This is a genomic window from Streptomyces sp. ITFR-21 (assembly GCF_031844685.1).
Classification (GTDB): domain Bacteria; phylum Actinomycetota; class Actinomycetes; order Streptomycetales; family Streptomycetaceae; genus Actinacidiphila.
Window position 1 is genome coordinate 5,344,505 of the sequence record NZ_CP134605.1, and the last position, 26,199, is coordinate 5,370,703.

A 26,199-nucleotide genomic window follows, 5' to 3' on the forward strand; every position below is an offset into this window, starting at 1 on the left:
TCCATGAGCGGTTCCACCAGTACCGTCGGCGGTGCGATACGCAGGGACGGCGCCATGGCCGGCAGCCGGTTGGGACGCACCCTGTCCGGACTGGCCGTGGCGCTGGGCTGTGTGCTGTTCCTCGGTGGGTTCGTCTGGGCGGCCGTGGCCTACCGGCCGTACACCGTGCCGACCGACTCCATGAAGCCCACCGTGAACCCCGGGGCCAAGGTGCTGGCCCAGCGGGTCTCGGGCGCCGACGTGCACCGGGGCGACGTGGTGGTCTTCGAGGACCAGCTGTGGGGCGATGTACCCATGGTCAAGCGGGTCGTCGGCGTCGGCGGCGACGTGGTGGCCTGCTGCGACAAGCAGGGGCACCTGACCGTGAACGGCAAGGCGGTCGACGAGGACTACCTGCGCGGCCACGGGCCCGCCTCGCAGGAGAACTTCCGGTCCGCCGTGCCCCGGGGCGAGCTGTTCCTCCTCGGCGACAACCGGGACGTCTCGCTGGACTCCCGGGTGCATCTGGAGGACACCGAGAAGGGCTCGGTGCCCGCGAGCGGCGTCAGAGCCCGGGTGGCCGCGACGGCGTGGCCGCTGGGGCGCGCCGGCATGCTGCCGCGGACCGCGGCGTTCGCGGGGCTCGCCGGGGCCGCCGCCGGACCGTCGCCGCAGGGGCCGCTGAAGTGGCTGGTCTTCTCGGTGATCGCCGGGGCGGTGCTGATCCTGGGCGGGGCGGCGTACGGGCCGCTGGCCGGAGCGGCGAGGCGGCGGCGGTGAGCGGTACGGCCGCGGCGCCGCACGACGCGGCTGCCGGGCGCCGCCGGGTCGCCCGGGTGGTGCTGCTGGATCCCGCCGACAGGATTCTGCTGATGCACGGCTTCGAACCGGCCGATCCCTCGCTGAACTGGTGGTTCACCCCCGGCGGCGGGGTGGAGGGCGCGGAGACCCTGGAAGAGGCGGCGCGGCGGGAGGTCGCGGAGGAGACCGGCATCAGCCGGCTGAGCCTCGGCCCGGTGCTGTGGCGGCGCACCGCGTCCTTCCCGTTCGACGGTCGGGCCTGGGAGCAGGACGAATGGTATTTCCTGGGCCGTACCGAGACCCTCGACGTGGACACCGGCGGACACACCGACCTCGAGCGCCGCAGCGTCGACGGTCTGCGGTGGTGGTCGTGCGAGGAACTTCTCGGTACTCGTGAGACGGTGTATCCGATCAGGCTCGCCGGGCTGCTGCGTACGCTGCTCGACGAAGGCCCCCCGCTATCTCCGATCCTCCTGGGCACGGAGCGCGGCTGACGCACAATGGGGGGCACGTACGGCTGAAGGGGAACATGCCATGAGCGCCGAGGACCTCGAAAAATACGAGACCGAGATGGAGCTGAAGCTCTACCGGGAGTACCGCGACGTCGTCGGCCTGTTCAAGTACGTGATCGAGACCGAGCGGCGGTTCTACCTCACCAACGACTACGAGATGCAGGTGCACTCGGTCCAGGGTGAGGTGTTCTTCGAAGTCTCGATGGCGGACGCGTGGGTGTGGGACATGTACCGGCCGGCTCGCTTCGTGAAGCAGGTGCGGGTGCTCACGTTCAAGGACGTGAACGTCGAGGAGCTGAACAAGGCGGACCTGGACCTGCCGCAGGACGACCCGGGGTTCAACGGCTGAGGGCGGGCTCCGGCGGCCCGGGTGCTGGCGGGGTGCCGGTGGGGGCGGACCGGGTCCGGTCCGGGCCGGCTCGGCTGTCGCTGAGGTGTGGCCGGGCGCCGCCGGGGGCCCTGCCGGGCCGCGGTTTCGGGCCGGGCGGGTGAGGCGGGGCAGCTGCGTCGGGCGGTCGCGCCGGACCGCCGCCGGGCCAAGCGGGGCCGTGGCGCGGGCGGGATCCGGCGGCGGGCTCCGAAGTTATCCACAGGGTCGGCTTCACGATCATCTTCGGCGGGGCCATCTCTGTCACAGTCGGTGACGGAGGTGGTACGCATGAACGCACGAGGTGCGCTCGGGCGCTACGGCGAGGACGTGGCGACCCGGATCCTGGAGGACGCGGGACTGACCGTGCTGGACCGCAACTGGCGGTGCGGACGGCGGGGCGAGATCGACATTCTGGCGTCCGAGGGCGACGCTCTGGTGGTGTGCGAGGTGAAGACCCGCCGGGAGGGCGCCTTCCAGCACCCCATGGCCGCGCTCACCCAGCGGAAGACCGCACGGCTGCGCTCGCTCGCCGAACGCTGGACCGCGGAACACGGCGGCGCCCCACCGGGAGGCGTCCGGATCGACCTGGTCGGCGTCGTCCTGCCCACCCGCGGCGCGGCCCGGGTGGAACACGTGCGGGGGGTGGCGTGATGGGATTCGCCCGTACGTGCTCGGTCGCGCTGCTCGGCGTCGAAGGGGTCGTGGTCGAGGTCCAGGCCGACCTCGAACCCGGGGTGGCCGCCTTCGCCCTCGTCGGCCTGCCTGACAAGAGTCTCACCGAGAGCCGTGACCGGGTCCGCGCCGCCATCGTCAACAGCGGCGAGACCTGGCCGCAGAAGAAACTCACCGTCGGACTCAGCCCGGCTTCGGTCCCCAAGGGCGGCTCGGGGTTCGATCTCGCCGTCGCGTGCGCCGTACTCGCCGCCAACGACCGGATCGCGCCGAAATCCATCGCCGATCTGATGATGATCGGAGAGCTGGGCCTCGACGGCCGGGTCCGCCCGGTGCGCGGGGTGCTGCCCGCGGTGCTCGCCGCCGCCGACGCGGGCTACCGGCATGTCGTGGTGCCCGAGCGGACGGCGGCGGAGGCCGCCCTGGTCCCCGGTATGGCGGTGCTCGGCGTCCGCAGCCTGCGGCAACTGGTGGCGGTGCTCAACGACGAGCCGGTCCCGGAGGAGGACGAGGAAGGGGCCGACTCCGCCGGGCGGCCCGACCCGATGCTGGCCGGACTGACCGTGCCCGGCGGGGGAGTGGGGACCGGGCTCGCCATCGCTTTCGGCGGCACGGCCAGGGTCGGCGCGGCGACGGGCTCGGGGCCCGCGGGTTCCGGGCTCGCCGTCCCCGGCGTCCCCGACCTGGCCGATGTGGCCGGACAGCGGGTGGCCAGACTCGCCCTGGAGGTCGCCGCCGCCGGAGGCCACCACCTCTACCTCAAGGGGCCGCCGGGAGCCGGGAAGACCATGCTCGCCGAACGGCTGCCCGGCATCCTCCCGCCGCTCAGCCGGCAGGAGTCCCTGGAGGTCACCGCCGTCCACTCGGTGGCCGGCATCCTGCCCCCGGGCCGCCCGCTGGTCGACTCGCCGCCCTACTGCGCCCCGCACCACTCCGCCACCATGCCGTCCCTGGTCGGCGGCGGAAGCGGCCTGCCACGGCCGGGAGCGGTGTCCCTGGCCCACCGCGGGGTTCTCTTTCTGGACGAAGCGCCGGAATTCAGCGGGCAGGCGCTCGACGCCCTGCGGCAACCGCTGGAGGCCGGGCACGTCGTCGTCGCCCGCGCGGCCGGCGTGATGCGGCTGCCCGCCCGGTTCATGCTGGTGCTCGCCGCCAACCCCTGTCCCTGCGGGCGGTACTCGACGCTGGGCGGCTGTGACTGCTCGCCCGGCGCGGTGCGCCGCTACCAGTCCCGGCTCTCCGGGCCGCTGTTGGACCGGCTGGACCTGCGGGTCGAGGTCGAGGCGGTCAGCCGCAGCGACCTCGTCGGCGGCGGCAGGGCCGAGTCGTCGGCGGTCGTCGCCGCCAGGGTCCTGGAAGCCAGGGGCCGCGCCGCCGCCCGGTACGCCGAGACCCCCTGGCGGGCCAACAGCGAGGTGCCCGGCCACGAACTGCGTACCCGCTGGCACGTGGCCCCCGGCGCCCTGCTCACCGCGGAACGGGAGATGGAGCGCGGCACCCTCACCGCCCGCGGCCTGGACCGGGTGCTCCGCGTCGCCTGGACCCTCGCCGACCTCGCTGCCCATCCCCGCCCCGACCCCACCGACGTCCTCCAGGCCCTCCAACTGCGTACCGGCGTCAACCGCGGCGCGGTACTGGCGAGCACGTGATGGAACCGCGGCAGGAGCGGCAGCACGGGCTGCCGGCGGGGGCGCCCGAGGTATCAGGTGCGGCCGGAGCCGCGCACGCTCCGGTAGGGCCCACGCGGCCGGGAGTGCCGGGACCCTCAGGGGTTCCAGGGGTTCCAGGGGTTCCAGGGGTTCCAGGGGTTCCAGGCGGGCCGGGGGCGCCGGAGACGTCGGAGACGTCGGGTGCGCCGGGAGTGCAGGGAGCTCCGGTAGCGCCGGGGCGGCCGGGGGTGCCGAGGCCGCTGGAGGTTGCGGGGGTGTTCAGGGAGCCGGGGGCGCCGGAGACGCCAGGCATGGCGGGGGCCGTGGGAGGGCAGGCGTCGAGCGCTCCGGGGTGGTCGGGAGCGGTGGGGCTGGCAGGGGCGCCCCGGGAGTCCGGGTCGCGGGTGGGCGGCGCTGTCGAGGCCGAGCTGCGGCGGCTCTACCGGGTCCGGCGGCCCGGGAGGTCCGGAGAGCCGGGAGAGGCCGACGGGTTCGGAGAGCGTGGACAGCCCGGAGAGGGGGAAGCGCTCGGCTACGCCGTGCCGTGGCAGGAGCGGGTGGCCCGGGTGGCGCTGACCAGGATCGCCGAACCCGGGGACGAGGTGATGGGCCGGGCGCTGCGGGACCGCGGAGCGGAGGAGGCACTGCTGGCGGTACGCGCGGGGAAGACGTTGCCCCGCGCGGGAGCGGTCAGGACCGAGGGCTACGCCGTCAGGGCCGCCGCCGCCGACCCGCTCGCCGATCTCGCCGCCGGGTGGGCGGCCGGAGCCCGCTTCCTGTGTCCGGGCGACGGCGACTGGCCCCGGCAGCTCGACGACCTCGGCCTCCAACAGCCGTACGGCCTGTGGGTGCGCGGCCGGCCCTCGCTGCGGCTGTGGGCGCTGCGGTCCGTGGCCGTGGTCGGCGCCCGCGCCTGCACCGACTACGGCGCCCACATGGCCGTCCGGCTCGGGGCCGGACTGGCCGCCGCGGGCTGGACGGTGGTTTCCGGCGCCGCCTACGGCATCGACGCCGCCGTGCACCGCGGCGCCCTCTCCGCGGGCGGGGCCACCATCGGCGTGACGGCCGGCGGCATCGACCGGCCCTATCCGCCGCGCAACGCCCGGCTCATCGCCGACATCGCCGAACACGGCCTGCTGGTCGGCGAGTTGCCGCCGGGTGACCATCCGACCCGGAGCAGGTTCGTGCTGCGCAACCGGGTCATCGCCGCCCTCACCCGCGGCACGGTGGTGGTCGAGGCCCGCTACCGCAGCGGTTCCCTGATCACCGCTCGGCGGGCCGCCGCGCTCGGCCGGGTCACCATGGGCATCCCCGGTCCCTGCACCAGCGGACTGTCCGAGGGGGTGCACGAACTCCTGCGCGGTGAGGCGGCCGTGGTCACCGACGCCGCCGAAGTCGCCGAGCTCGTCGGGGAGATCGGCGCCGACCTCGCCCCGGTCCGGCACGGGCCGATCCTGCCCCGCGACCGGCTGCCCCCGGCGACCGCCCGCGTCCTGGAAGCGCTCCCGGGCCGCGGTGACGCGGACCCCGAGGATGTCGCGCGGGCCGCCGGTGCCGCCACGAGGGACACGCTCGGCCGCCTCTACGAATTGCAGGCCCTCGGCTTCGCCACCTGCGCGGCCGGCCGCTGGACGCTGGTCCGTACCGACTGAGCCGGCCCGCCGCCCCGGCGCGGCTGACACCGTCGACACACCATCAGGTGACAGCGGAACGCTGTGACCTGGGACGACCGCGGGACCGACCACCCGGGGCCCGGCGGCGCCGGATGATGGCGCGCGGGTGGGCGGCCTTGACCCCGCGCCGGGTCCGCCACCCGGGCCGGCACCACCGCGACCGCAGCGGAACGTATCTGCGCATGTTCACCACGGATGCCGTAGCAATGAGCGACACTGTGGTCACGCTACGCTCGCGGAGGCTCGATTTTCCGACAACCCCCGTGACAACGCCCCGGCAGAACGGCTCACAACGACGCATGCCCCAGCACACCCCCGGGTCGCAGCGGGCGACGGCAGCGACCGCCGCCCCCACGGCCACCCGGCCCGCCGCCCCCACCTCGCTCGACGCGTTGTGGCGGACCTACAAGTCCACGGGGGACGCAAGGCTGCGGGAACAACTGATCCTGCACTACTCGCCGCTGGTGAAGTACGTGGCGGGACGGGTCAGCGTCGGGCTGCCGGCCAACGTCGAACAGGCCGACTTCGTGTCCTCCGGAGTCTTCGGACTCATCGACGCCATCGAGAAGTTCGACCCCGAGCGCGCCATCAAGTTCGAGACCTACGCGATCACCCGCATCCGCGGCGCCATGATCGACGAACTGCGCGCGCTGGACTGGATCCCCCGCTCCGTCCGGCAGAAGGCCCGCGCGGTCGAACGCGCCTACGCCACGCTCGAAGCGAAGCTGCGCCGCACACCCAGCGAACCCGAGGTCGCCGCCGAGATGGGCGTCGGGCTGGAGGAACTGCACGGTGTCTTCAGCGCGCTCTCGCTCGCCAACGTGGTCGCGCTGGAGGAACTGCTGCACGTCGGCGACGGCGGCGGCCGGCTCAGCCTGGTGGACACCCTCGAGGACACCGGCGCCGACGACCCCGTCGAGGTCGCCGAGGACCGCGAACTACGCCGGCTGCTCGCCCGCGCGGTGAACACCCTGCCCGAGCGCGAGAAGACCGTCGTCACCCTCTACTACTACGAGGGGCTCACGCTCGCCGAGATCGGACAGGTACTGGGCGTCACCGAGAGCCGGGTCAGCCAGATCCACACCAAGTCGGTTCTTCAACTCAGGGCAAAGCTGGCCGACGTGGGCCGGTGACCACGACCGGGTGTCTACAGTGGGGTAATGCCCAGGATTCGAGCGGCCTCGGTGGCCGAGCACCGGACGATGCAGCGCCGTGCCCTGCTGGACGCCGCACGGGCGCTGCTGTCCGAGGGCGGCACCGAAGCCCTGACCTTCCCCGCCCTGGCCGAGCGCACCGGGCTGGCACGTTCCTCGGTCTACGAGTACTTCCGCTCCCGCGCGGCGGTCGTCGAGGAACTGTGCGCCGTCGACTTCCCGGTCTGGACCGCCGAGGTCGAGGCCGCCATGGCCGCCGAGGACACCCCCGAGGCCCGGATCGAGGCATACGTCCGCGCCCAGCTCAACCTGGTCGGCGACCGCAGGCACCGCGCGGTCGTCGCCATCTCGGCCGGGGAGCTGGACGCCGGCGCCCGGGAGAAGATCCGAGCCGCGCACGGCGGCCTGATCGCCATGGTAGTCACCGCTCTCGCTGACCTCGGCCACCCCGAACCCCGCCTGATCGCCATGCTGCTTCAGGGCACCGTCGACGCCGCGGTCCGCCGCATCGAACTCGGCGCCGCCGAGGACCCCGAGCGCATCATCGACGCCGCGGTCGGCGTCGCGCTCCACGGTGTGTCCCGCTAGGGCCCGTCGTTCGGATCTTCGCGGCGTCGCGGGTCCGGTGCGCTCGCCTGCCGTGGCCTCGTCGGTCGACGACACACCGCGTCGCCTCCCACCTCGGCCTCGCACGGGCACGCAACCGGACCCCGCTCCTCGACCCGCGCAGATGCACGCGACAGGCCCTGGCCCGGCGCTTCCCCGCGCAGCGGCAGCAGCCGGGAGGGGCCCGCTCGGCGCAGGGCGGCCGGGAGGAGCGACAGCGGGTCCAGGTAGGTGTCACCGGCCAGCAGCCCCCAGTGCAGGCAGCCGGCCGGGCAGTGCGGCAGGGCGCCGGTGAGCACGCCCACCGGGCGGCCGGCCGCGACAGGGGCGCCGACGGGAAGAGCGCCCCGGACGGGTTCGTAGGTGGTGCGCAGGCCGCCCGGATGCCGGAGGACGACGACGGGGATGCCGCCGACCGGTCCGGTGAAGGCGACGCGGCCGGGAGCGGCGGCGCGCACCGGGATGCCGCGGCCGGCCCGCAGGTCGACACCGCGGTGGCCGGCCGCCCACGGGGCCGCGGGCGGGGCGAAGGCGCGCAGGACGAGCGGGCGGCCCCGTGGGCCCGGTCCCGCCACCGGCCAGCAGCGGTCGGCCGCGCACCCCGCGGCCGGGGCGGCGGAGGCGCGCGGCCCGTGCGGGACGGCGGCAGGGCGCGGGGCGCCGGCCGAGGGCAGGGCGCCGGCCGGGCGGCGGGCGGGGGCGCCCGGGGCCGTGGTCAGGAGGGCCGCGGTCACCGCGAGGACGGCCGGCCACGTTGCCGTGAAGGTCATGCGCTCACGATGGCCGATCCGCCCGCAGCCGCGATGATCTTGGTCCGTGACCTGTGGATAACTCGGGTGTCGCCTGGTACTCCGCCCGTCCCGTACACTTCCCATGGCGATTCGGGTCACCGGATCGACTTCGCACGCCCCGCCACCTACCCCCGTTCAGGGGCGGTGGCCGCGCCCCTCGGTCCCTCGTGGCACGGCGCGTCGGGGCGTCAGGCGTGGCCGCCGTCCGGTGGCCGCGATAACCGAGCACCTCAAGGAGTACGGCCATGGCCGTCGTCACGATGCGGGAGCTGCTGGAGAGCGGCGTCCACTTCGGGCACCAGACCCGCCGCTGGAACCCGAAGATGAAGCGCTTCATCTTCACCGAGCGCAACGGCATCTACATCATCGACCTGCTCCAGTCGCTGTCGTACATCGACCGCGCTTACGAGTTCGTCAAGGAGACCGTCGCGCACGGCGGTTCCATCATGTTCGTCGGTACCAAGAAGCAGGCGCAGGAGGCCATCGCGGAGCAGGCGTCCCGCGTCGGCATGCCCTACGTCAACCAGCGCTGGCTGGGCGGCATGCTCACCAACTTCTCGACCGTCTACAAGCGCCTGCAGCGCCTCAAGGAGCTTGAGGAGATCGACTTCGAGGACGTGGCCGCCTCCGGCCTCACCAAGAAGGAGCTGCTGGTCCTCTCCCGCGAGAAGGACAAGCTGGAGAAGACCCTCGGCGGCATCCGCGAGATGCAGAAGGTTCCCAGCGCCGTCTGGATCGTGGACACCAAGAAGGAGCACATCGCGGTCGGTGAGGCGCGCAAGCTCCGTATCCCGGTCGTCGCGATCCTGGACACCAACTGCGACCCTGACGAGGTCGACTACAAGATCCCCGGCAACGACGACGCGATCCGCTCCGTCACGCTGCTCACCCGGGTGATCGCCGACGCCGTCGCCGAGGGCCTCATCGCCCGCTCCGGCGCCGCGCTGAACGACAAGAAGGTCGAAGGCGTCGCCGAGCCGCTCGCCGAATGGGAGCGGGACCTCCTTGAGGGCGAGAAGAAGGCGGACGACGGCGAGACCGCCGCCGCTGGGACCGCCGAGGCCGACGCCCCGGTTGCCGACGCCCCCGTCGAGACCCCGGCCGCCGAGGCTCCTGCCGTCGAGGCCGCCGCCGAGACCCCTGCCGCCCAGGACGACGCCGAGCAGGCCTGAGCCTCCCGGTACCGCCCTGCCCGCGCAGCCGCTCAGGCCGCGCGGGCAGTACGGCGAGACCGCCGAGAACGACGAGAAGCACGTGTGACGACGGCGGGGGCCCACGCCCCCGCCGTTGACCCGTGAATCCACCGACCATTCGGGAAGAGACCACAACCCATGGCGAACTTCACCGCCGCCGACGTCAAGAAGCTCCGCGAGCTCACCGCCGCGGGCATGATGGACTGCAAGAACGCCCTCACCGAGGCCGAAGGCGACCTGGACAAGGCCGTCGAGATCCTCCGCGTCAAGGGCCAGAAGGGCGTCACCAAGCGCGAGGGCCGCTCGGCCTCCAACGGCGCCGTCGTCTCCCTGATCGCCCCCGACAACACCGAGGGCGTCCTGGTCGAGCTCAAGTGCGAGACCGACTTCGTCGCGAAGGGCGACAAGTTCGTCGCCCTCGCCAACGCCATCGCCGAGCACGTCGCCGCCAGCAAGCCGGCCGGTATCGAGGCGCTGCTCGGCTCCGAAATCAAGGACGGCCAGACCGTCCAGGCCTTCGTGGACGAGGCCAACGCGACTCTCGGCGAGAAGATCGTGCTCGACCGCTTCGCCCAGTTCAGCGGCGGCTACGTCGCCTCCTACCTGCACCGCACCAGCCCGGACCTGCCCCCGCAGGTCGGCGTGCTGGTCGAGCTGGACAAGGAGGACGCCCAGACCGCCAAGGACATCGCCCAGCACATCGCCGCGTTCGCGCCGACGTTCCTGAGCCGCGACGAGATCGACGCCCAGACGGTGGAGAACGAGCGCCGGGTCGCCGAGGCCACCGCCCGCGAGGAGGGCAAGCCCGACGCCGCCCTGCCGCGGATCGTCGAAGGTCGGCTGAACGGCTTCTTCAAGGAAAACGTCGTCGTGGAGCAGGCGTTCGCCAAGGACGCCAAGAAGACCGTCCAGAAGGTCCTGGACGAGGCCGGCGTCAAGCTCCAGCGCTTCGCCCGCTTCCGCGTCGGCGTCTGACCACCGCGGCGGCGGACACTCCACGGAGGCGTCCGGCCGCCGAATGTCCGACGGCCCCGCTAGGGTCGTAGTCGGCCGCCCGCCGGCCGGCCGCAGATGTCGAGGAGGCCATTGCCGTCCAGGGAACCCACGAGGACCCGCGGCAATGGCCTCCTTTGTACGTGCACGAGGAGAAGACCCCCATGGACGACGGCACCGACCAGCCCCGAGCCGACCAGACCCGCACCACCGACACGGGCACCCGCAAGGGTGCCGCGCACCGCCGCCGCTACCTGCTGAAGCTGTCCGGAGAGGCGTTCGCCGGAGGAGGGGGCCTCGGCGTCGACCCCGACACCGTGCACGCCATCGCGCGGGAGATCGCCGCGGTCGTCCGGGACGGCTACGAGATCGCGCTCGTCGTCGGCGGCGGCAACTTCTTCCGCGGCGCCGAGCTCCAGCAGCGCGGCATGGACCGGGCCCGCTCGGACTACATGGGGATGCTCGGCACGGTGATGAACTGCCTGGCCCTCCAGGACTTCCTGGAGAAGGAGGGCATCGAGACCCGGGTGCAGACCGCGATCACCATGGGCCAGGTCGCCGAGCCGTACATCCCGCTGCGCGCCGTCCGGCACCTCGAAAAGGGGCGGGTGGTGATCTTCGGCGCCGGGATGGGCATGCCGTACTTCTCCACCGACACCACCGCCGCCCAGCGGGCCCTGGAGATCGAGGCCGCGGCGATGCTGATGGGCAAGAACGGCGTCGACGGGGTCTACGACTCCGACCCGAAGCTCAACCCGGACGCGGTGAAGTTCGACGCCCTGGAGTACAGCGAGGTCATCGCCCGCGACCTGCGGGTCGCCGACCTCACCGCGATCACCCTCTGCCAGGACAACAAACTGCCGATCCTCGTCTTCGAGCTGCTCGCCGAGGGCAACATCGCCCGAGCCGTCAGGGGTGAGAAGATCGGCACGCTGGTCAACGACCAGGGCACCCGGGCGTGATGGCGGCCCGGACGCCGGACACCGGACCTGTCCCCGGCTTGCCCGGAACGGGGATGGACAACTCGCTGCCGGTCGGACACCGTGCAGGAAAGACGCGCGCAGGGGCCCCGACTCGATGGCTCCGCCTTCTGAATACCAGGAGCACATGGTGATTGAAGAGACCCTCCTCGAAGCCGAGGAGAAGATGGAGAAAGCCGTCATTGTCGCCAAGGACGATCTGGCGGCGATCCGGACGGGCCGTGCGCACCCGGCGATGTTCAACAAGATCGTGGCCGAGTACTACGGCACCGTCACCCCGATCAACCAGCTCGCCTCCTTCTCGGTGCCCGAGCCGCGGATGGCGGTGATCACCCCCTTCGACAGCAGCAGCCTGCGCAACATCGAAGAGGCGATCCGCAACTCCGACCTCGGCGTCAACCCGGGCAACGACGGCCGTATCATCCGGGTGGTCTTCCCGCAGCTCACCGAGGAGCGCCGCCGGGAGTACATCAAGGTCGCCAGGGCCAAGGGCGAGGACGCGAAGATCTCCATCCGCAGTGTCCGCCGCAAGGCCAAGGAGACGCTGGACAAGCTGGTCAAGGACGGGGAGTCCGGCGAGGACGAGGTGCGGCGCGCCGAGAAGGAGCTCGACGACACCACCGCCAAGTACGTGGCGCAGGTCGACGAGCTGCTCAAGCACAAGGAAGCGGAGCTGCTGGAGGTCTGACCGGCCGTCCGTCACCGTCCCGAGTCGGCCGTCCGTTCACGCCGGCCCCGTCATCGCGTACCCCCCCGTACGCACCCGCACGCGCAACCCATCCCCCTGACCCACCCATGACAACGACGACGCGAGGCGAAGCTCCGTGAACGACTCTTCCTGGGGCGCTTCGCCGCGCACCGGCCATGCGGTGGGAGCTCCGCACGCGGCGGGTTCCGCGACGGGGACGGGGGCCAGGAGGAAGACTCCTTCCATGCCGTCTCCCCCGCCACCCTCCTCCGACCGGCCGCAGCCGCCTCCCGCACCCGCCCCCGCTCCAGCGAAGAAGTCGGCGGGGCGGGATCTGCGGTCGGCGATAGGGGTGGGCGTCGGGCTCGGCGTGGTGGTGCTCGCCGCGCTGTTCGTCGTCAAGGCGGTCTTCGTCGGGGTGGTGGTCGCCGCGGTCGTGGGCGGTGTGTGGGAGCTGACCTCCCGGCTGGCCGAACGCAAGGGGATCCACGCGCCGCTGGTGCCGCTCGCGGTGGGGGGCGCTTCCACGGTGGTCGCCGGCTACGTCCGGGGCGCCGAGGGGGCGTGGACGGCGATCGCGCTCACCGCGCTGGCCGTCCTGGTCTGGCGGATGGCCCGCCCGCCCGAGGACTACCTCCGGGACGTCACGGCCGGCGTCTTCACCGCCTTCTACGTCCCCTTCCTGGCCACCTTCGTGGTGATGATGCTGGCCGCCGACGACGGCCCCCGGCGGGTGCTGGTCTTCCTCATCCTCACCGTGATCTCCGACACCGGCGCCTACGCGGTCGGCTGGCGCTTCGGCAGCCACCGCCTCGCGCCCCGGATCAGCCCCGGCAAGACCCGCGAGGGCCTGGTCGGGGCGATGTCCTTCGCGATGGCCGCCGGCGCGCTGCTCATGCAGTACGTCATCGACGACGGCCGCTGGTGGCAGGGCCTCCTCCTCGGGCTCGCCGCGGCCACCAGCGCGACCCTGGGCGACCTCGGCGAGTCCATGATCAAACGCGACCTCGGCATCAAGGACATGGGCTCCCTCCTCCCGGGCCACGGCGGCATCATGGACCGCCTCGACTCCCTCCTGCCGACCGCCCCGGTGGTGTGGCTGCTGATGGTGGTCTTCGTCGGCCAGGGCTGACCCGGGGCCGCCCGCCCCGCGCTCCCCGGGCGCCCGCGCCCGGACCATCCCTGCACGGCCCCGGCGCCGGGGCCGGCCCCGGCCCCGGCGCCCGGCAGGGGAGGCAGCGGTGAGGGCCGCAGGGGCAAACGGCACACCCCCGGGTCTGCGACACTGGAAGGCATCATGCCTGTGCCCGGAGAACTCACCTTTGCCGTGCCGCGCGGAGCCAAGAAGCCGCCGCGGCACCTTGCCGACCTCTCGCCCGCGGAGCGGAAGGAGGCGGTGGCCGCGCTCGGGGAGAAGCCGTTCCGGGCCAAGCAGCTGTCCCAGCACTACTTCGCCCGGTACGCCGACGACCCCGCGGCGTGGACGGACATACCGGCCGCGGCCCGCGGGAAGCTCGCGGGGGACCTGCTGCCGGAGCTGATGACGGTGGTGCGGCACGCTTCCTGCGACGACGGCGACACCCGCAAGACGCTGTGGCGGCTGTTCGACGGGACGCTGGTCGAGTCGGTGCTGATGCGGTACCCGGACCGGGTGACGATGTGCGTCTCCTCACAGGCCGGGTGCGGGATGAACTGCCCGTTCTGCGCCACCGGTCAGGCCGGTCTGGACCGCAACCTGTCCACCGCCGAGATCGTCCACCAGATCGTCGCCGGAATGCGTTCGCTGCGCGACGGCGAACTGCCCGGGGGCGCCTGCGCGGCCGACGGCTCCGGGGCGGGCCCGTCGCGGCTGTCGAACATCGTCTTCATGGGCATGGGGGAGCCGCTGGCCAACTACAACCGGGTGGTCGGCGCCATCCGCCGCCTCACCGACCCCGAGCCGGACGGCCTCGGCCTGTCGCAGCGCGGCATCACCGTGTCCACGGTCGGCCTGGTTCCGGCCATGCACCGGTTCGCCGACGAGGGCTTCAAGTGCCGCCTCGCGGTGTCCCTGCACGCCCCCGACGACGAGCTGCGCGACACCCTCGTCCCGGTCAATACCCGCTGGAAGGTCCGCGAGGTGCTGGACGCCGCCTGGCACTACGCGGAGGTGTCCGGCCGCCGGATCTCCGTCGAGTACGCCCTGATCCGCGACGTCAACGACCAGGCGTGGCGGGCCGACCGGCTGGGCCGGCTGCTGAAGAACCACCGGGTGCACGTCAACCTGATCCCGCTCAACCCGACCCCGGGCTCCCGGTGGACGGCCTCGCGGCCCGAGGACGAGCGCGCGTTCGTCGCCGCGCTGGAGGCCCACGGCGTGCCCGTGACCGTACGGGACACCCGCGGACAGGAGATCGACGGCGCCTGTGGACAACTGGCGGCGGCCGAACGCTGACCTGCTGCTACCGTGCACTCGTACAAGTGAACACTCCGACAGGGGAGCGCCTGAGACGGCGCTGAGAGTGCGGCCCCCGAGACCGCAGACCCTCGGACCTGATCCGGGTCGTACCGGCGTAGGGAGTCAGCAGATGAAGAGCGTTCGTCGGCGTGCCATGGGCGCGCTCGTCCTCGCCACCGCGGGAGCCGTGGTCCTGGCCGCGTGCGGCGGCGGCTCCGGATCGGGTTCCGGAACCGGGCCGGGCGCCGGCGCCCCGGCCGCCAGCGGCGGGACGAAGTCCAAGACCGTCACCCTGGTCAGCCACGACTCCTTCGCCGCCTCCAAGGAGGTGCTCGCGGAGTTCACCGAAAAGACCGGCTACACCGTCAAGGTGCTGCGCGGCGGCGACGCGGGCGCGGCCGTCAACCAGGCGATCCTCACCAAGGACCACCCGCGCGGCGACGTCTTCTTCGGGGTCGACAACACCCTGCTCTCCCGCGCCCTGGACAACGGCCTGTTCGACCCCTACACGGCCAGGGACCTCGACCAGGTCGCCTCCGACGTCCAACTCGACGCCGCAGGACACCGGGTCACCCCCATCGACTCCGGCGACGTCTGCGTCAACTACGACCGCGCCTACTTCACCGCGCACCGGCTCGCCCCGCCGCAGACCTTCGCCGACCTGGCCAAGCCCGCCTACAAGAACCTGCTGGTCACCGAGAACGTCAGTACCTCCTCCCCGGGCCTGGCCTTCCTGCTCGGCAGCGTCGCCGCCTACGGCGGCGACGGCTGGCAGGCGTACTGGAAACAGCTGCGGAAGAACGGCGTCGAAGTCGTCGACAGCTGGGAGCAGGCGTACAACGAGAGCTTCTCCGGCTCGGGCGCCGGCAAGAAGGCCAAGGGCGACCGGCCGCTGGTGGTCTCCTACGCCTCCAGCCCGCCCGCCGAGGTGATCGGGGTCAGCCCCGCGCCCGCGCAGTCACCGGTCGGCGTGTCCACCGGGACCTGCTTCCGGCAGATCGAGTTCGCCGGGCTGCTGCACGGCGCGAAGAACCCCGCGGGCGGCAAGGCGCTCATCGACTACATGATCGGCAAGGCGTTCCAGGAGGACATGCCCCTCCAGATGTACGTCGACCCGGTCCGCAAGGGCGCCGTCGAGCCCGAGGTGTTCGTCAGGTACGGCGCGCGGATCGACCACCCGACGACGCTGCCCCCCGCCACGATCGCCGACAAGCGGGACGACTGGGTGAAGGCATGGACCTCGATCGTCCTCTGACGGCGGCCGCTCCCCACCTCCCGGCCCCCCGCCGCCTCCCGCACCCCACCCGCGCCACCACCGTCCGGCTCGCGCTGATGGCGCCGCCGCTCGTCTTCTTCGCCGTCTTCTTCGCCTACCCGGTCGCCTCCATCGTCGGCCGCGGACTGCGCCGGGACGGCGGCTGGCACCTCGGCGCGGTCGGCGACGTACTCGGCGACGGCTCGATCCGGCACGTGCTGTGGTTCACCTGCTGGCAGGCCGCCGCCTCCACCGGCCTGACCCTGGCGCTCGCGCTGCCGGGCGCGTACGTCTTCGCCCGGCTGGACTTCCCCGGCAAGCGGCTGCTGCGGGCGGTGGTGACCGTGCCGTTCGTGCTGCCGACGGTCGTGGCCGGCACCGCCTTCCTGGCGCTGCTCGGCCGCGGCGGCTTCAGCGACGACCTGCTGGGCTTCCGGCTCGACACCAGCGTCTGGGCGATCCTGACCGCCCACGTCTTCTTCAACTACGCGGTGGTCGTCCGCACCGTCGGCGGCCTGTGGGCGCAGCTCGACCCGCGGCAGGAGGAGGCCGCCCGGACGCTCGGCGCGGGCCGGTTCGCGGCCTGGCGCCGGGTGACGCTGCCCGCGCTCGGGACCTCGGTGGCCGCCGCCGCGCTGCTGGTGTTCCTGTTCACCTTCACCTCCTTCGGCGTGATCCAGATCCTCGGCGGGCCCACATACTCCACCCTGGAGGTGGAGATCTACCGGCAGACCGCCGAACTCCTGGACCTGCCGGCCGCCGCCGTGCTCACCCTGCTCCAGCTCGCCGCGGTGGCCGCGATCCTGGCCCTGCACGCCTGGACGGTACGGCGCCGCGAGGCGACCCTGCGGCTGGTCGACGCCGCCGGCACCGCGCACCGGCCGCGCGGCGGCGAACGGGTCCTGCTGGCCGCCGTGCTCGCCGTCGTCGCGCTGCTGATCCTGCTGCCGCTCGGTGTGCTCGTCGCCCGCTCCCTGGACGGCCCCGGCGGCTACGGACTCACCTACTACCGCGGTCTCGCCTCCGCCGACGCCGACGGCGGTACGTTCCTGGTCGCCCCGCTGGAGACGGTCTGGAACTCGCTGCGCTACGCAGCCGCCGCCACCGTCGTCGCGCTGCTGGTCGGCGGGCTCGCCGCGGCGGCCCTGGTCCGCAGGGCCGGCCGGCTGGTACGCGGCTTCGACGCGCTGCTGATGCTGCCGCTGGGCACCTCGGCGGTCACCGTCGGCTTCGGTTTCCTGATCACCCTCGACAAGCCGCCGCTGGACCTGCGGGACTCCTGGCTGCTGGTGCCGTTCGCCCAGGCCCTGGTCGGGGTGCCGTTCGTGGTCCGGGTCATGGTGCCGGTGCTGCGGGCCGTGGACCACCGGCTGCGGGAGGCCGCCGCGGTGCTCGGTGCGTCACCCGCCCGGGTCTGGCGGGAGGTCGAACTGCCCTTTGTCGGGCGGGCGCTGGGTATCGCCGCCGGGTTCGCCTTCGCGGTGTCCCTGGGCGAGTTCGGGGCGACCGTCTTCATCGCACGCCCCGACAGCCCGACCCTGCCGGTCGCCGTCGCCCGCCTGCTCGGCCGGGCCGGCGCCGCCAACTACGGCCAGGCGATGGCCCTGAGCACCGTCTTGATGCTGGTGTGCGCCGCCTCGCTGCTGGTCCTGGAGAACCTCAGGACCAGCGCCGACTCCGCCGGGGAGTTCTAGATGACCCGCCCGCTGCTGCGCCTGGAGGCCGCGACCGTACGGTTCGGGGAGCGCGCCGCGCTCGACACGGTGGACCTGGAGGTCGCAGCCCACGAGATCGTCTGCGTGCTCGGGCCCAGCGGCAGCGGCAAGTCCACCCTGCTGCGGACCGTCGCCGGACTCCAGCCGCTGGACGGTGGCCGGGTGCTGCTCGACGGCGCCGACCAGCGGGCGGTGCCCGCGCACCGGCGCGGGGTCGGCCTGATGTTCCAGGACCACCAGCTCTTCCCGCAGCGCGACGTCGGCGGCAACGTCTCCTTCGGGCCGCGCGTGCACAGGATGCCGCGCGGGCCGCGCGACCGGCTGGTCGCCGAACTCCTCGCGCTGGTCGGCCTGCCCGGCGCCGCCCGCCGCGCGGTCGCCACCCTCTCCGGCGGCGAGCAGCAGCGCGTCGCCCTCGCCCGCGCACTGGCCCCCGAACCGCGGCTGCTGATGCTCGACGAACCGCTCGGCCAGCTCGACCGCTCGCTGCGTGAACGCCTGGTGGTGGAGCTGCGCCGGATCTTCGGCCGGCTGGGCACCACGGTGCTGGCCGTCACCCACGACCAGGGTGAGGCGTTCGCGCTCGCCGACCGGGTCGTGGTGATGCGGGACGGCCGGATCGCCCAGTCCGGTACGCCCCTTGAGGTCTGGCAGCGCCCCGTGTCGGAGTTCGTCGCCCGCTTCCTCGGCTTCGACAACATCACCGACGCCACTGTCGAGGGCGCCGTCGCCGTGACCCCGTGGGGCGAGCTGCCCGTCCCCGACGGCACCCCGGAAGGCCCCGGGCAGCTGCTGGTGCGGCCCACGGGGGTACGGCTCGGGCCGCCGGACACCGGACTCGGCTGCGAGGTCGTCGCCCGCACCTTCCGCGGCGGCGGGCACGTCGCGGTGACGCTGCGGCCCGAGCACGGGCCGGAACTGGAAGCCGAGTGCGGGCTGCGCGACGCGCCCGGGGAGGGGGCCCGGGTCGGCGTCGCCTTCGACGCGGCCGACATCGTGCCCCTCGGGTCCGGCGCCGGCCGCTGAGGTCCCGCCCTGCCGGCAGCCGCCGGGTCAGGCCGCGGCGAGCCGGTCGAGCGCGGCCGGCACCTCGGTGACGCTGTCGACCAGCTCGATACGGCGGCCCATCGGCCGGTCCGCCGCCAGTGACCGCAGCAGCGGCCACACCGGCAGCCGGGTCGTCCAGTGCGCGCGGTCCACCAGCACCATCGGGGCCGGCTCGCCGCGGGACCCGTAGTAGTTCGGCGTCGCCGCGTCGAAGACCTCCTGGACGGTGCCGGCCGCCCCGGGCAGGAAGACGACGCCCGCCGTGCAGCGGGACAGCAGGCCGTCCTCCCGGGTGGCGTTCGCGAAGAACTTCGCGATGTGCGCGGCGAAGGCGTTCGACGGCTCGTGCCCGTAGAACCACGTCGGCAGCCCGTACGAGGGGCCGCCGTCCGGCCACCGGTCGCGTACCGCCAGGGCGGCCGCCGCCCAGCCCGCAACCGACGGGCGGAAGTCGGGGACGCCGGCCAGCACGGTCAGCGCCTTGCCGAGCATCACGTCGTCGTACGGGGCCGCGTACGCGCCGAAGTTGGCGGCCTCCATCGCGCCCGGACCGCCGCCGGTCGCCACGGTCAGCCCGCGCCGGGCCAGCTCCCGGCCCAGCCGGGCGGCCCCCGCGTAGGCGGCGCCGCCGCGCTCCATCGCGTGCCCGCCCATCACGCCCACCACGCGCCGGCCGAGCAGCCGCTCGTCCAGCGCGTCGGAGACGGCGTCGTCGTGGATCGAGCGCAGCATCGAGGCGAGTATGTCGCCGTCGGCGGCGGTCCGCAGGTACCAGGCGTACGTCCGCGCGTCCGGGGTGCCCGGGTAGCCGGCCTCCTCCAGGCCCTCGTACAGCTCCCCCGGCGCGTAGAGCGCCGCCCGGTACGGGTCGAAGGGCAGCTCGGGCACCGGCGGGAACACCAGGGCGCCGCCCGCCCGCACATGGGCGAGCGCCTGCGGCTCCATCGGGCAGCCCAGGAACACCGCCTGCGAGGTCTGCGCGACCAGCAGCGCGAAGGTGCGGTCCCGCAGGTCCACCGCCTGCACGCGGTATCCGGCGAACGACCCCGTGACGGCGACGCGGTCGAACTCCTCCAGGGTCTGGATCTCCTTCGGGGCGGGCTGCGCCGGCTCTTCTTCGGCGGGCATCGGCGGTACGTCGGCGGAAGGCGTCTCGGCTGGCACGTCCAGCACCTTAGCCCGCCGGACGCCGGCCGTGGTCCGCGGCGCCCCGGCGTGCCCGTGGCGCCCGCCGTGGGACCGCCGCACCGCGCGCCGGACCCGCCGGCCGCCGCCGGCCGCCGCACGGCGGAAAGAGGCCGCAGCGGGCTCAGGCGGCCGGGATGGAGGAGAGGGCGGCCACCAGGACGGTGGCGGGCAGCAGTGCGGCCACCAGGGCGGTGGTGCGCAGGGCCGACGCGGCGCGCAGCAGGGCGGGGGAGGCGGCGACGGCGCGCAGGGCGGCGGTGGCCTCGGTACGGGTGTGCCGGGTCTCGCGGAAGGCGAGGGCGGCGGTGGCCAGCACGCACACGGCGATGAGGGCGGCGGCGAAGACGGTGACCGGCCCGAGCGGGTGGTCGCCGCCGCGCTGGAAGCCGTAAGCGGCCACGGCCGCCGCGGCGGTGGCGCAGAGCAGGCCGAGCGGGCGGCCGAGCGCGTGGGACTCGCGCTGCAGGGCGCGGCCGGCCAGCAGACGGAGGGCGCCGGGGCGGTAGCAGGCCAGCACCCGCCCGCAGGCGTGGATCAGACCCGGCCCGGCCGTCATCAGGCCCGCGGTGGCGACGATCCAGCCGCCGACCGCGCCGGGCGGGATTGAACCGAGGCCGCTGGGCAGCGGGAGGGCGCCGCCCTCGGTGGCGGTCACCTCGGTGGCCAGCCCGATCGCGACGAGGGCGATCCCCCAGGGCAGGCCGCGGGGCGCCTCGATCGCGGCGGCGGGCCGCGCCCGCAGACCGGCCGCGACGGTGGCCGCCGCCGCGGCCGGCACCAGGGCGAGCAGGGTGACCGCCCCGGCCAGCGGCAGCGGCCTGCCCGCGGCGAGCAGACCGGGCCCGACACCGTCGAAGGGCACCCCGGTGACATCCCCGCGCAGTTGGAGGAAGGCCGGCAGCGCGAGCGCGCTGCCGGCCGCGCAGACCACCGCCGTGGTCGCGGCGGTCAGCAGGACGAGTCCGGTCCGCCCGAGCCCGGCTCCGGCCAGCCCGGCCCCGGGCCACCCGGCCGGCTGCGTCCGGCCGACCGCGACGGCGAGCTGCACCGTCACCACTACCGGGACCACGCACCACCCCAGCCGTACCAGCGCGTCGGCCGTGCCGTGCCCGGGGTGGGCCAGCGCCCAGCCGAGCGCGGACAGCAGCAGCAGGCCGGTGCCCGCCGCGGCGGCGGCGACCAGCGCCCAGCGGCCCAGCGCCGCCGGCCGGCTCCCGCGCAGCACCCGCAGGCTCAGCACCCCGCCACCGCCGTCGGGAAGGCGCCCCGTGGGGCCGCCGCAGCGCCGCTCACACCGAGGCCGGTGCGGCGAGGTCGCGGTCCCGGGCGGACGCCGCCGTGTCGGGGCGGCCGTCGACGAGGGTGACGGTGCGGTCCGCGTGCCGGCCGGTCTCCGGGTCGGCGGTGCCCAGCACCACCGTGATGCCGTGCGAGCGGGCCGCACTGGTCAGCGTGCGCAGCAGGTGCGCGCGGTCGGCGCGGTGCAGCAGCGCGGTGGGCTCGTCGGCGAAGACCACGTCGGGCCCGGTGACCAGGGCCCTGGCGACCGCGATCCGCTGCTGCTGGGACGGGACGAGTTCGGCGGGCCGGCGGCGTGCGACATCGCCGATGTCCAGCCGTTCCAGCCATTCCAGCGCCGCCGCCTTCGCCGTCCGGTGGCCGTCACCGCGCATCAGCAGCGGCAGCGCCGCGTTCTCCCACCCGGTCAGCTCGGGCACCAGTTGCGCGCCCGCGCCGACCCAGCCGAAGCGGTTCCGGCGCAGCGCCTCCCGGGCCGCCTCCGGCAGCGTGTGCACGGGCGCGCTGTTGAACCAGACCTCGCCCTCCTCCGGCACCAGCTGCCCGGACAGGCAGTGCAGCAGCGTGGACTTCCCGGCGCCGCGGGCCCCGGCCACCGCGAGGATCTCGCCGGCCCGGACGCTGATCGAGACGCCGAGCAGCGCCGGCGAGCCCTGGTGGGAATGGCGCAGGGCACGGGCCCAGAGCACGTCGTTGTCGGGCGGGGTCACCATGGCGTTCCTCCGCGGGTCGTTCCCCGGCGCGTGCGGCACGGGCGCCGGACGCGCTGCGTCGGGCCGACGCACTCCGTCAAACGAGCCGGGGGAAGGGCGGTCACTCCCGGCACCGTAGGCCCGGTGCCGGCAGTGACGCCCGCAGGCGCGGCGGCCGACGGTTCGGCGCGCCGGCCGGTTACCCCGTACGGCCGCACCCGGGGGCCGCGGGCGGCGGGCTCAGAGCTTGGCCCACGCCTCGGTCAGCACGCCCCGCAGGATGCCCTCGATGTCGCTGAAGAGCGCCTGGTCGGAGATGAGCGGCGGCGCCAGCTGCACCACCGGGTCGCCGCGGTCGTCGGCCCGGCAGTACAGGCCGTTGTCGAACAGGGCCTTGGACAGGAAGCCGTACAGCACCCGCTCGGTCTCCTCGGCGGTGAAGGTCTCCTTCGTCGCCTTGTCCTTGACCAGCTCGATGCCGTAGAAGAAGCCGTTGCCGCGGACGTCGCCGACGATCGGCAGGTCGTGGAGCTTCCTCAGGGTGTCGAAGAAAGCGCCCTCCTCGTCCAGGACGTGCTGGTTGAGGCGCTCGCGCTCGAAGATGTCGAGGTTGGCCAGCGCGACCGCGGCCGACACCGGGTGGCCGCCGAAGGTGTAGCCGTGCAGGAAGGTGTTGCCGCCGCGGTAGAAGGGCTCGGCCAGCCGGTCGGAGACGATGCACGCGCCGATCGGTGAGTAGCCGGAGGTCATGCCCTTGGCGCAGGTGATCATGTCCGGCACGAAGTCGAACTTCTCGCAGGCGAACATGGTGCCGACCCGACCGAAGGCGCAGATCACCTCGTCGGAGACGAGCAGCACGTTGTGGCGGTCGCAGATCTCCCGGACCCGCTGGAAGTAGCCGGGCGGCGGCGGGAAGCAGCCGCCGGCGTTCTGCACCGGCTCCAGGAAGACCGCGGCGACCGTGTCCGGGCCCTCGAAGAGGATCTGCTGCTCGATCTGGTCGGCGGCCCAGCGGCCGAACGCCTCCGGGTCGTCGCCGTACTGGGCGGCCCGGTAGATGTTGGTGTTGGCGACCTTGTGGGCGCCGGGCACCAGCGGCTCGAACGGCGCCTTGAGGCCGGGCAGCCCGGTGATGGACAGGGCGCCCTGGGTGGTGCCGTGGTAGGCCACCGCCCGGGAGACCACCTTGTACTTGCCGGGGTTCCCGGTCAGCTTGTGGTACTGCTTCGCCAGCTTCCACGCCGTCTCGACGGCCTCGCCGCCGCCGGTGGTGAAGAAGACCTTGTTCAGGTCGCCGGGCGCGTAGTGCGCCAGCCGCTCGGCCAGCTCGACGGCCTTGGGGTGGGCGTAGCTCCAGATCGGGAAGAAGGCCAGTTCCTGGGCCTGCTTGTAGGCCGTCTCGGCCAGCTCGTGGCGGCCGTGCCCGGCGTTGACCACGAAGAGCCCGGACAGGCCGTCGATGTACCGTTTGCCGTTCTCATCGAAGATGTACGTGCCCTCGCCGCGCACGATGGTGGGCACGGGGGCGTTCTCGTAGGACGACATGCGGGTGAAGTGCATCCACAGGTGGTCGTACGCGGTCTTCGACAGCTGAGACTGGTCCGCGTTCATGGCTATCGGGTTCCCCAGGTGTAGGTCTGCTTGCGGAGCTTGAGGTAGACGAAGCTCTCGGTGGAGCGCACGCCGGGCAGCGCGCGGATCCGCTTGTTGATCATCTCCAGCAGGTGGTCGTCGTCCTCGCAGACGATCTCCACCAGGAGGTCGAAGGAGCCCGCGGTGATCACCACGTACTCCACCTCGTCCAGCGCGGCGAGCGACTCCGCGACCGGGTCGATGTCGCCCTCGACGTTGATGCCCACCATCGCCTGGCGCTGGAAGCCCAGGGTCAGCGGGTCGGTGACCGCGACGATCTGCATGACGCCCTGGTCCAGCAGCTTCTGCACCCGCTGCCGCACCGCCGCCTCCGACAGGCCCACCGCCTTGCCGATCGCCGCGTACGGGCGGCGGCCGTCCTCCTGGAGCTGTTCGATGATCGCCTTCGACACCCCGTCGATGGACGACAGGACGCCGTTTCTGTCACGAGTGGCCACCCGCACCACTGTGCAGGAGAGTTCGTCGGTCCCGCAAGCCCCGGACGATGAAATTCGTTGCCGTCGACGATGCGGGAAACCGAATCGGTTGTCCTGATCGAGTAGGTGTGCCGAATACGGCAGTGCTCCGGTTAAGCTGGGGGCGTCTCAGCACGTGGACATAACCAGGCAGGGAGCCAGCGCCGTGACCGAACTCCGTACTCTGCGCAACTACATCGACGGAGAATTCCGCGACGCCGCCGACGGACGGACCACCGAGGTGGTCAACCCGGTGACCGGACAGGCGTACGCGAAGGCACCGCTGTCCGGGGCGGCGGACGTCGACGCGGCGATGACCGCCGCCGCGGCGGCGTTCCCCGGCTGGCGCGACACCACGCCCGCCGAGCGGCAGCGGGCGCTGCTGAGGATCGCCGACGCGGTGGAGGCGCGGGCCGAGGAGCTGATCGCGGTGGAGAGCGAGAACACCGGCAAGCCGCTCGGGCTGACCGCGAGCGAGGAGATCCCGCCGATGGTCGACCAGATCCGGTTCTTCGCGGGCGCCGCCCGCATGCTGGAGGGGCGCTCGGCGGGGGAGTACATGGACGGCATGACCTCCTTCGTGCGCCGTGAGCCGATCGGGGTCTGCGCGCAGGTCGCGCCCTGGAACTACCCGATGATGATGGCCGTCTGGAAGTTCGCGCCCGCCCTCGCGGCCGGCAACACGGTGGTGCTCAAGCCGTCGGACACCACCCCCGCCTCCACCGTGCTGCTCGCCGAGATCCTCGGGTCCGTGCTGCCCAAGGGCGTCTTCAACGTGATCTGCGGCGACCGCGACACCGGCCGGGCGATGGTCGAGCACCCGGTGCCCGCGATGGCGTCCATCACCGGCTCGGTACGGGCCGGCACCGAGGTCGCCGGGTCCGCGGCCAAGGACGTCAAGCGGGTGCACCTGGAACTCGGCGGCAAGGCGCCGGTCGTCGTCTTCGAGGACGTCGACATCGCCAAGGCGGTCGAGGACATCGTGGTCGCCGGCTACTTCAACGCCGGCCAGGACTGCACGGCCGCCACCCGGGTGCTGGTGCAGGAGTCGATCCGCGAGGAGTTCACCCAGGCGCTGGCCAAGGCGGCCGGCGAGACCAAGACGGGGCTGCCCGACGACGAGGACGTGCTGTACGGGCCGCTGAACAACGCCAACCAGCTGGCGCAGGTCACCGGCTTCATCGAGCGGCTGCCCGGCCACGCCAAGGTCGAGACCGGCGGCCACCGGGTCGGCGGGCAGGGCTACTTCTACGCGCCGACCGTCGTCTCCGGACTGCGGCAGGACGACGAGATCATCCAGCACGAGGTTTTCGGCCCGGTCATCACCGTGCAGTCCTTCACCGACGAGGAGCAGGCGGTGGAGTGGGCCAACGGCGTCGACTACGCGCTCGCGTCGTCGGTGTGGACCAAGGACCACGGCCGGGCGATGCGGATGGCCAGGCGGCTGGACTTCGGCTGCGTGTGGATCAACACGCACATCCCGCTGGTGGCGGAGATGCCGCACGGCGGCTTCAAGAAGTCGGGCTACGGCAAGGACCTGTCCGGCTACGGCTTCGAGGACTACACCCGGATCAAGCACGTCATGACGTCCCTGGACTCGTGAGCCGGCCGGTGCCGGGGCGGCGGACGCGCCGCCCCCGCCCGGTGACGCCGGGGGCGGCCCCGCCCCGTACCCCCGGCGCCGCGTCCGGTCAGGGGCGCCCGGCGGCGAGCACCCGTTGCAGCGTCTCCAGCCGGTTGGTGGTGATGCCGTCCACGCCGTACGCGACCAGGCGGGCCATCGAACGCCTCCAGTCGGCGGTCCAGGCCCCGACCAGCAGGCCGTGCTCCCGGGCCCAGCCGACGGTGGCCGGGTTCACCAGGCCGAAGCGGAAGTTGATCCAGCGGGGGGCGAGGTCGGCGACGAGCGACTCCGGGGGGCGCCGAGAGGTCTTCCAGGTCATGGAGATCTCGGCGGCCGGGTCGTGGACCCGGGTGGCCACCAGGGCCGGCAGCTCGCCGCAGTAGAAGACCCGCTCGGCCGCCCCGGCCGCGCGGACCGCCGCCACCGAGGGCCCGGCCTGGTCCTCGCCCGTCAGGTCGAGCAGCATCCGGCCGGCCCGGTGCCGCCCCAGCTCCGCCAGGGCCGCGGCCAGCGTCGGCACGCGGTCGCCGGTCAGCTCGGCGAGCTCCGCCGCGGTCAGCGCCGCCACCGGCTCCGGGCGCTCCCACAGCCGCTCCAGCGTCGGGTCGTGCAGCAGCACCGGCACCCCGTCCCGGGTGATCCGGACGTCGACCTCCACCACGTCCGCGCCCTTGAGCAGCGCCGAGCGGATGGAGGGCAGGGTGTTCTCGCGGTGGTGGTACGGGTCGCCGCGGTGCGCGATGGCCTGCGCCGTGAGCCGGAAGTTCACCATG

The 26,199-nt window shown here is 73.4% G+C and carries 25 protein-coding genes and 1 riboswitch; of the genes, 18 read left to right on the plus strand and 7 right to left on the minus strand.

Annotated features, from left to right (window positions below; all coding sequences use genetic code 11):
- The first annotated feature begins 3 nt into the window (after positions 1 to 3).
- The 8 genes from lepB (at position 4) to RLT57_RS24050 (ending at position 7,398) form a co-directional block, all read left to right on the plus strand.
- A complete protein-coding gene (gene lepB / locus RLT57_RS24015) occupies positions 4 to 759 on the plus strand; it encodes a signal peptidase I (RefSeq protein ID WP_399129273.1) in 756 nt (251 codons plus the stop codon).
- Complete coding sequence (locus RLT57_RS24020) at positions 756 to 1,274, plus strand: NUDIX hydrolase (protein WP_311299342.1); 519 nt, start codon at positions 756 to 758, stop codon at positions 1,272 to 1,274. The genes lepB and RLT57_RS24020 overlap by 4 nt, the downstream gene beginning before the upstream one ends.
- A 40-nt stretch (positions 1,275 to 1,314) precedes the next feature.
- On the plus strand, positions 1,315 to 1,641 hold the full coding sequence (locus tag RLT57_RS24025; protein ID WP_311299343.1) for a DUF2469 domain-containing protein: 327 nt from the start codon (positions 1,315 to 1,317) through the stop codon (positions 1,639 to 1,641).
- Positions 1,642 to 1,950: 309 nt separating this feature from the next.
- Positions 1,951 to 2,313, plus strand: a complete 363-nt coding sequence (locus RLT57_RS24030; protein WP_311299344.1) for a YraN family protein — start codon at positions 1,951 to 1,953, stop codon at positions 2,311 to 2,313.
- The gene (locus RLT57_RS24035) at positions 2,313 to 3,983 is read left to right on the plus strand and encodes a YifB family Mg chelatase-like AAA ATPase (RefSeq protein WP_311299345.1); all 1,671 of its coding nucleotides are present in this window, start codon (positions 2,313 to 2,315) and stop codon (positions 3,981 to 3,983) included. Before RLT57_RS24030 ends, RLT57_RS24035 begins: the two co-directional genes overlap by 1 nt.
- A gap of 404 nt (positions 3,984 to 4,387) precedes the next feature.
- Complete coding sequence (gene dprA / locus RLT57_RS24040) at positions 4,388 to 5,635, plus strand: DNA-processing protein DprA (protein ID WP_399129277.1); 1,248 nt, start codon at positions 4,388 to 4,390, stop codon at positions 5,633 to 5,635.
- 320 nt (positions 5,636 to 5,955) lie between these two features.
- Positions 5,956 to 6,789 carry an RNA polymerase sigma factor WhiG gene (whiG, locus tag RLT57_RS24045; RefSeq protein WP_311299346.1) on the plus strand — a complete coding sequence of 278 codons (834 nt, stop codon included), beginning with the start codon at positions 5,956 to 5,958 and terminating at the stop codon, positions 6,787 to 6,789.
- A gap of 27 nt (positions 6,790 to 6,816) precedes the next feature.
- The gene (locus RLT57_RS24050) at positions 6,817 to 7,398 is read left to right on the plus strand and encodes a TetR/AcrR family transcriptional regulator (RefSeq protein WP_311299347.1); all 582 of its coding nucleotides are present in this window, start codon (positions 6,817 to 6,819) and stop codon (positions 7,396 to 7,398) included.
- Here the strand turns inward: RLT57_RS24050 and RLT57_RS24055 are convergent.
- Positions 7,395 to 8,186, minus strand: a complete 792-nt coding sequence (locus tag RLT57_RS24055; RefSeq protein ID WP_311299348.1) for a M23 family metallopeptidase — start codon at positions 8,184 to 8,186, stop codon at positions 7,395 to 7,397. The genes RLT57_RS24050 and RLT57_RS24055 overlap by 4 nt on opposite strands.
- Positions 8,187 to 8,452: 266 nt before the next feature.
- Between RLT57_RS24055 and rpsB the strand changes: the two genes are divergently transcribed.
- The 9 genes from rpsB to RLT57_RS24100 all read left to right on the plus strand — a co-directional run bounded on the left by rpsB (position 8,453) and on the right by RLT57_RS24100 (position 18,494).
- Positions 8,453 to 9,379, plus strand: a complete 927-nt coding sequence (gene rpsB, locus RLT57_RS24060; protein ID WP_311299349.1) for a 30S ribosomal protein S2 — start codon at positions 8,453 to 8,455, stop codon at positions 9,377 to 9,379.
- Between the two features lie 159 nt (positions 9,380 to 9,538).
- Positions 9,539 to 10,375: a translation elongation factor Ts gene (gene tsf / locus RLT57_RS24065; protein ID WP_311299350.1), complete on the plus strand. Its 837-nt coding sequence runs from the start codon at positions 9,539 to 9,541 to the stop codon at positions 10,373 to 10,375.
- A gap of 182 nt (positions 10,376 to 10,557) precedes the next feature.
- Complete coding sequence (gene pyrH, locus RLT57_RS24070) at positions 10,558 to 11,355, plus strand: UMP kinase (RefSeq protein ID WP_311299351.1); 798 nt, start codon at positions 10,558 to 10,560, stop codon at positions 11,353 to 11,355.
- Between the two features lie 148 nt (positions 11,356 to 11,503).
- Positions 11,504 to 12,061, plus strand: coding sequence for a ribosome recycling factor (frr, locus tag RLT57_RS24075; RefSeq protein ID WP_311300842.1), 558 nt, complete (start codon positions 11,504 to 11,506; stop codon positions 12,059 to 12,061).
- Positions 12,062 to 12,197: 136 nt separating this feature from the next.
- Positions 12,198 to 13,193: a phosphatidate cytidylyltransferase gene (locus RLT57_RS24080; protein WP_399129281.1), complete on the plus strand. Its 996-nt coding sequence runs from the start codon at positions 12,198 to 12,200 to the stop codon at positions 13,191 to 13,193.
- 165 nt (positions 13,194 to 13,358) lie between these two features.
- Entirely contained in the window at positions 13,359 to 14,495 is a 1,137-nt protein-coding gene (gene rlmN / locus RLT57_RS24085) for a 23S rRNA (adenine(2503)-C(2))-methyltransferase RlmN (RefSeq protein WP_311299353.1), read from the plus strand.
- 30 nt (positions 14,496 to 14,525) lie between these two features.
- Positions 14,526 to 14,637: riboswitch (TPP riboswitch) on the plus strand.
- Entirely contained in the window at positions 14,629 to 15,753 is a 1,125-nt protein-coding gene (locus RLT57_RS24090; protein WP_311299354.1) for a thiamine ABC transporter substrate-binding protein, read from the plus strand. (Overlaps the previous riboswitch by 9 nt.)
- A 77-nt stretch (positions 15,754 to 15,830) precedes the next feature.
- Positions 15,831 to 17,447 (plus strand): ABC transporter permease, encoded by a 1,617-nt coding sequence (locus RLT57_RS24095; RefSeq protein WP_311300843.1) that lies wholly within the window; start codon positions 15,831 to 15,833, stop codon positions 17,445 to 17,447.
- A gap of 12 nt (positions 17,448 to 17,459) precedes the next feature.
- A complete protein-coding gene (locus RLT57_RS24100) occupies positions 17,460 to 18,494 on the plus strand; it encodes an ABC transporter ATP-binding protein (RefSeq protein WP_311300844.1) in 1,035 nt (344 codons plus the stop codon).
- 27 nt (positions 18,495 to 18,521) lie between these two features.
- Here the strand turns inward: RLT57_RS24100 and RLT57_RS24105 are convergent, their stop codons facing one another.
- The 5 genes from RLT57_RS24105 to RLT57_RS24125 form a co-directional block, all read right to left on the minus strand.
- Complete coding sequence (locus tag RLT57_RS24105) at positions 18,522 to 19,643, minus strand: LOG family protein (protein ID WP_311300845.1); 1,122 nt, start codon at positions 19,641 to 19,643, stop codon at positions 18,522 to 18,524.
- A gap of 181 nt (positions 19,644 to 19,824) precedes the next feature.
- On the minus strand, positions 19,825 to 20,943 hold the full coding sequence (locus RLT57_RS24110; protein WP_311299355.1) for a hypothetical protein: 1,119 nt from the start codon (positions 20,941 to 20,943) through the stop codon (positions 19,825 to 19,827).
- Between the two features lie 49 nt (positions 20,944 to 20,992).
- Positions 20,993 to 21,715 carry an ABC transporter ATP-binding protein gene (locus RLT57_RS24115; protein WP_311299356.1) on the minus strand — a complete coding sequence of 241 codons (723 nt, stop codon included), beginning with the start codon at positions 21,713 to 21,715 and terminating at the stop codon, positions 20,993 to 20,995.
- A 219-nt stretch (positions 21,716 to 21,934) separates the two neighbouring features.
- Positions 21,935 to 23,323 (minus strand): aspartate aminotransferase family protein, encoded by a 1,389-nt coding sequence (locus RLT57_RS24120; protein WP_399129921.1) that lies wholly within the window; start codon positions 23,321 to 23,323, stop codon positions 21,935 to 21,937.
- Positions 23,308 to 23,784, minus strand: a complete 477-nt coding sequence (locus RLT57_RS24125; protein ID WP_311299358.1) for an Lrp/AsnC family transcriptional regulator — start codon at positions 23,782 to 23,784, stop codon at positions 23,308 to 23,310. Before RLT57_RS24125 ends, RLT57_RS24120 begins: the two co-directional genes overlap by 16 nt.
- Before the next feature lie 184 nt (positions 23,785 to 23,968).
- On the opposite strand from RLT57_RS24125, the gene RLT57_RS24130 reads away from it, so the two are divergent.
- Positions 23,969 to 25,405, plus strand: a complete 1,437-nt coding sequence (locus tag RLT57_RS24130; protein ID WP_311299359.1) for a gamma-aminobutyraldehyde dehydrogenase — start codon at positions 23,969 to 23,971, stop codon at positions 25,403 to 25,405.
- An 88-nt stretch (positions 25,406 to 25,493) separates the two neighbouring features.
- On the opposite strand, the gene RLT57_RS24135 is transcribed toward RLT57_RS24130, so the two are convergent.
- Positions 25,494 to 26,198 (minus strand): glycerophosphodiester phosphodiesterase, encoded by a 705-nt coding sequence (locus RLT57_RS24135; protein WP_311299360.1) that lies wholly within the window; start codon positions 26,196 to 26,198, stop codon positions 25,494 to 25,496.
- Position 26,199 lies beyond the last annotated feature (1 nt).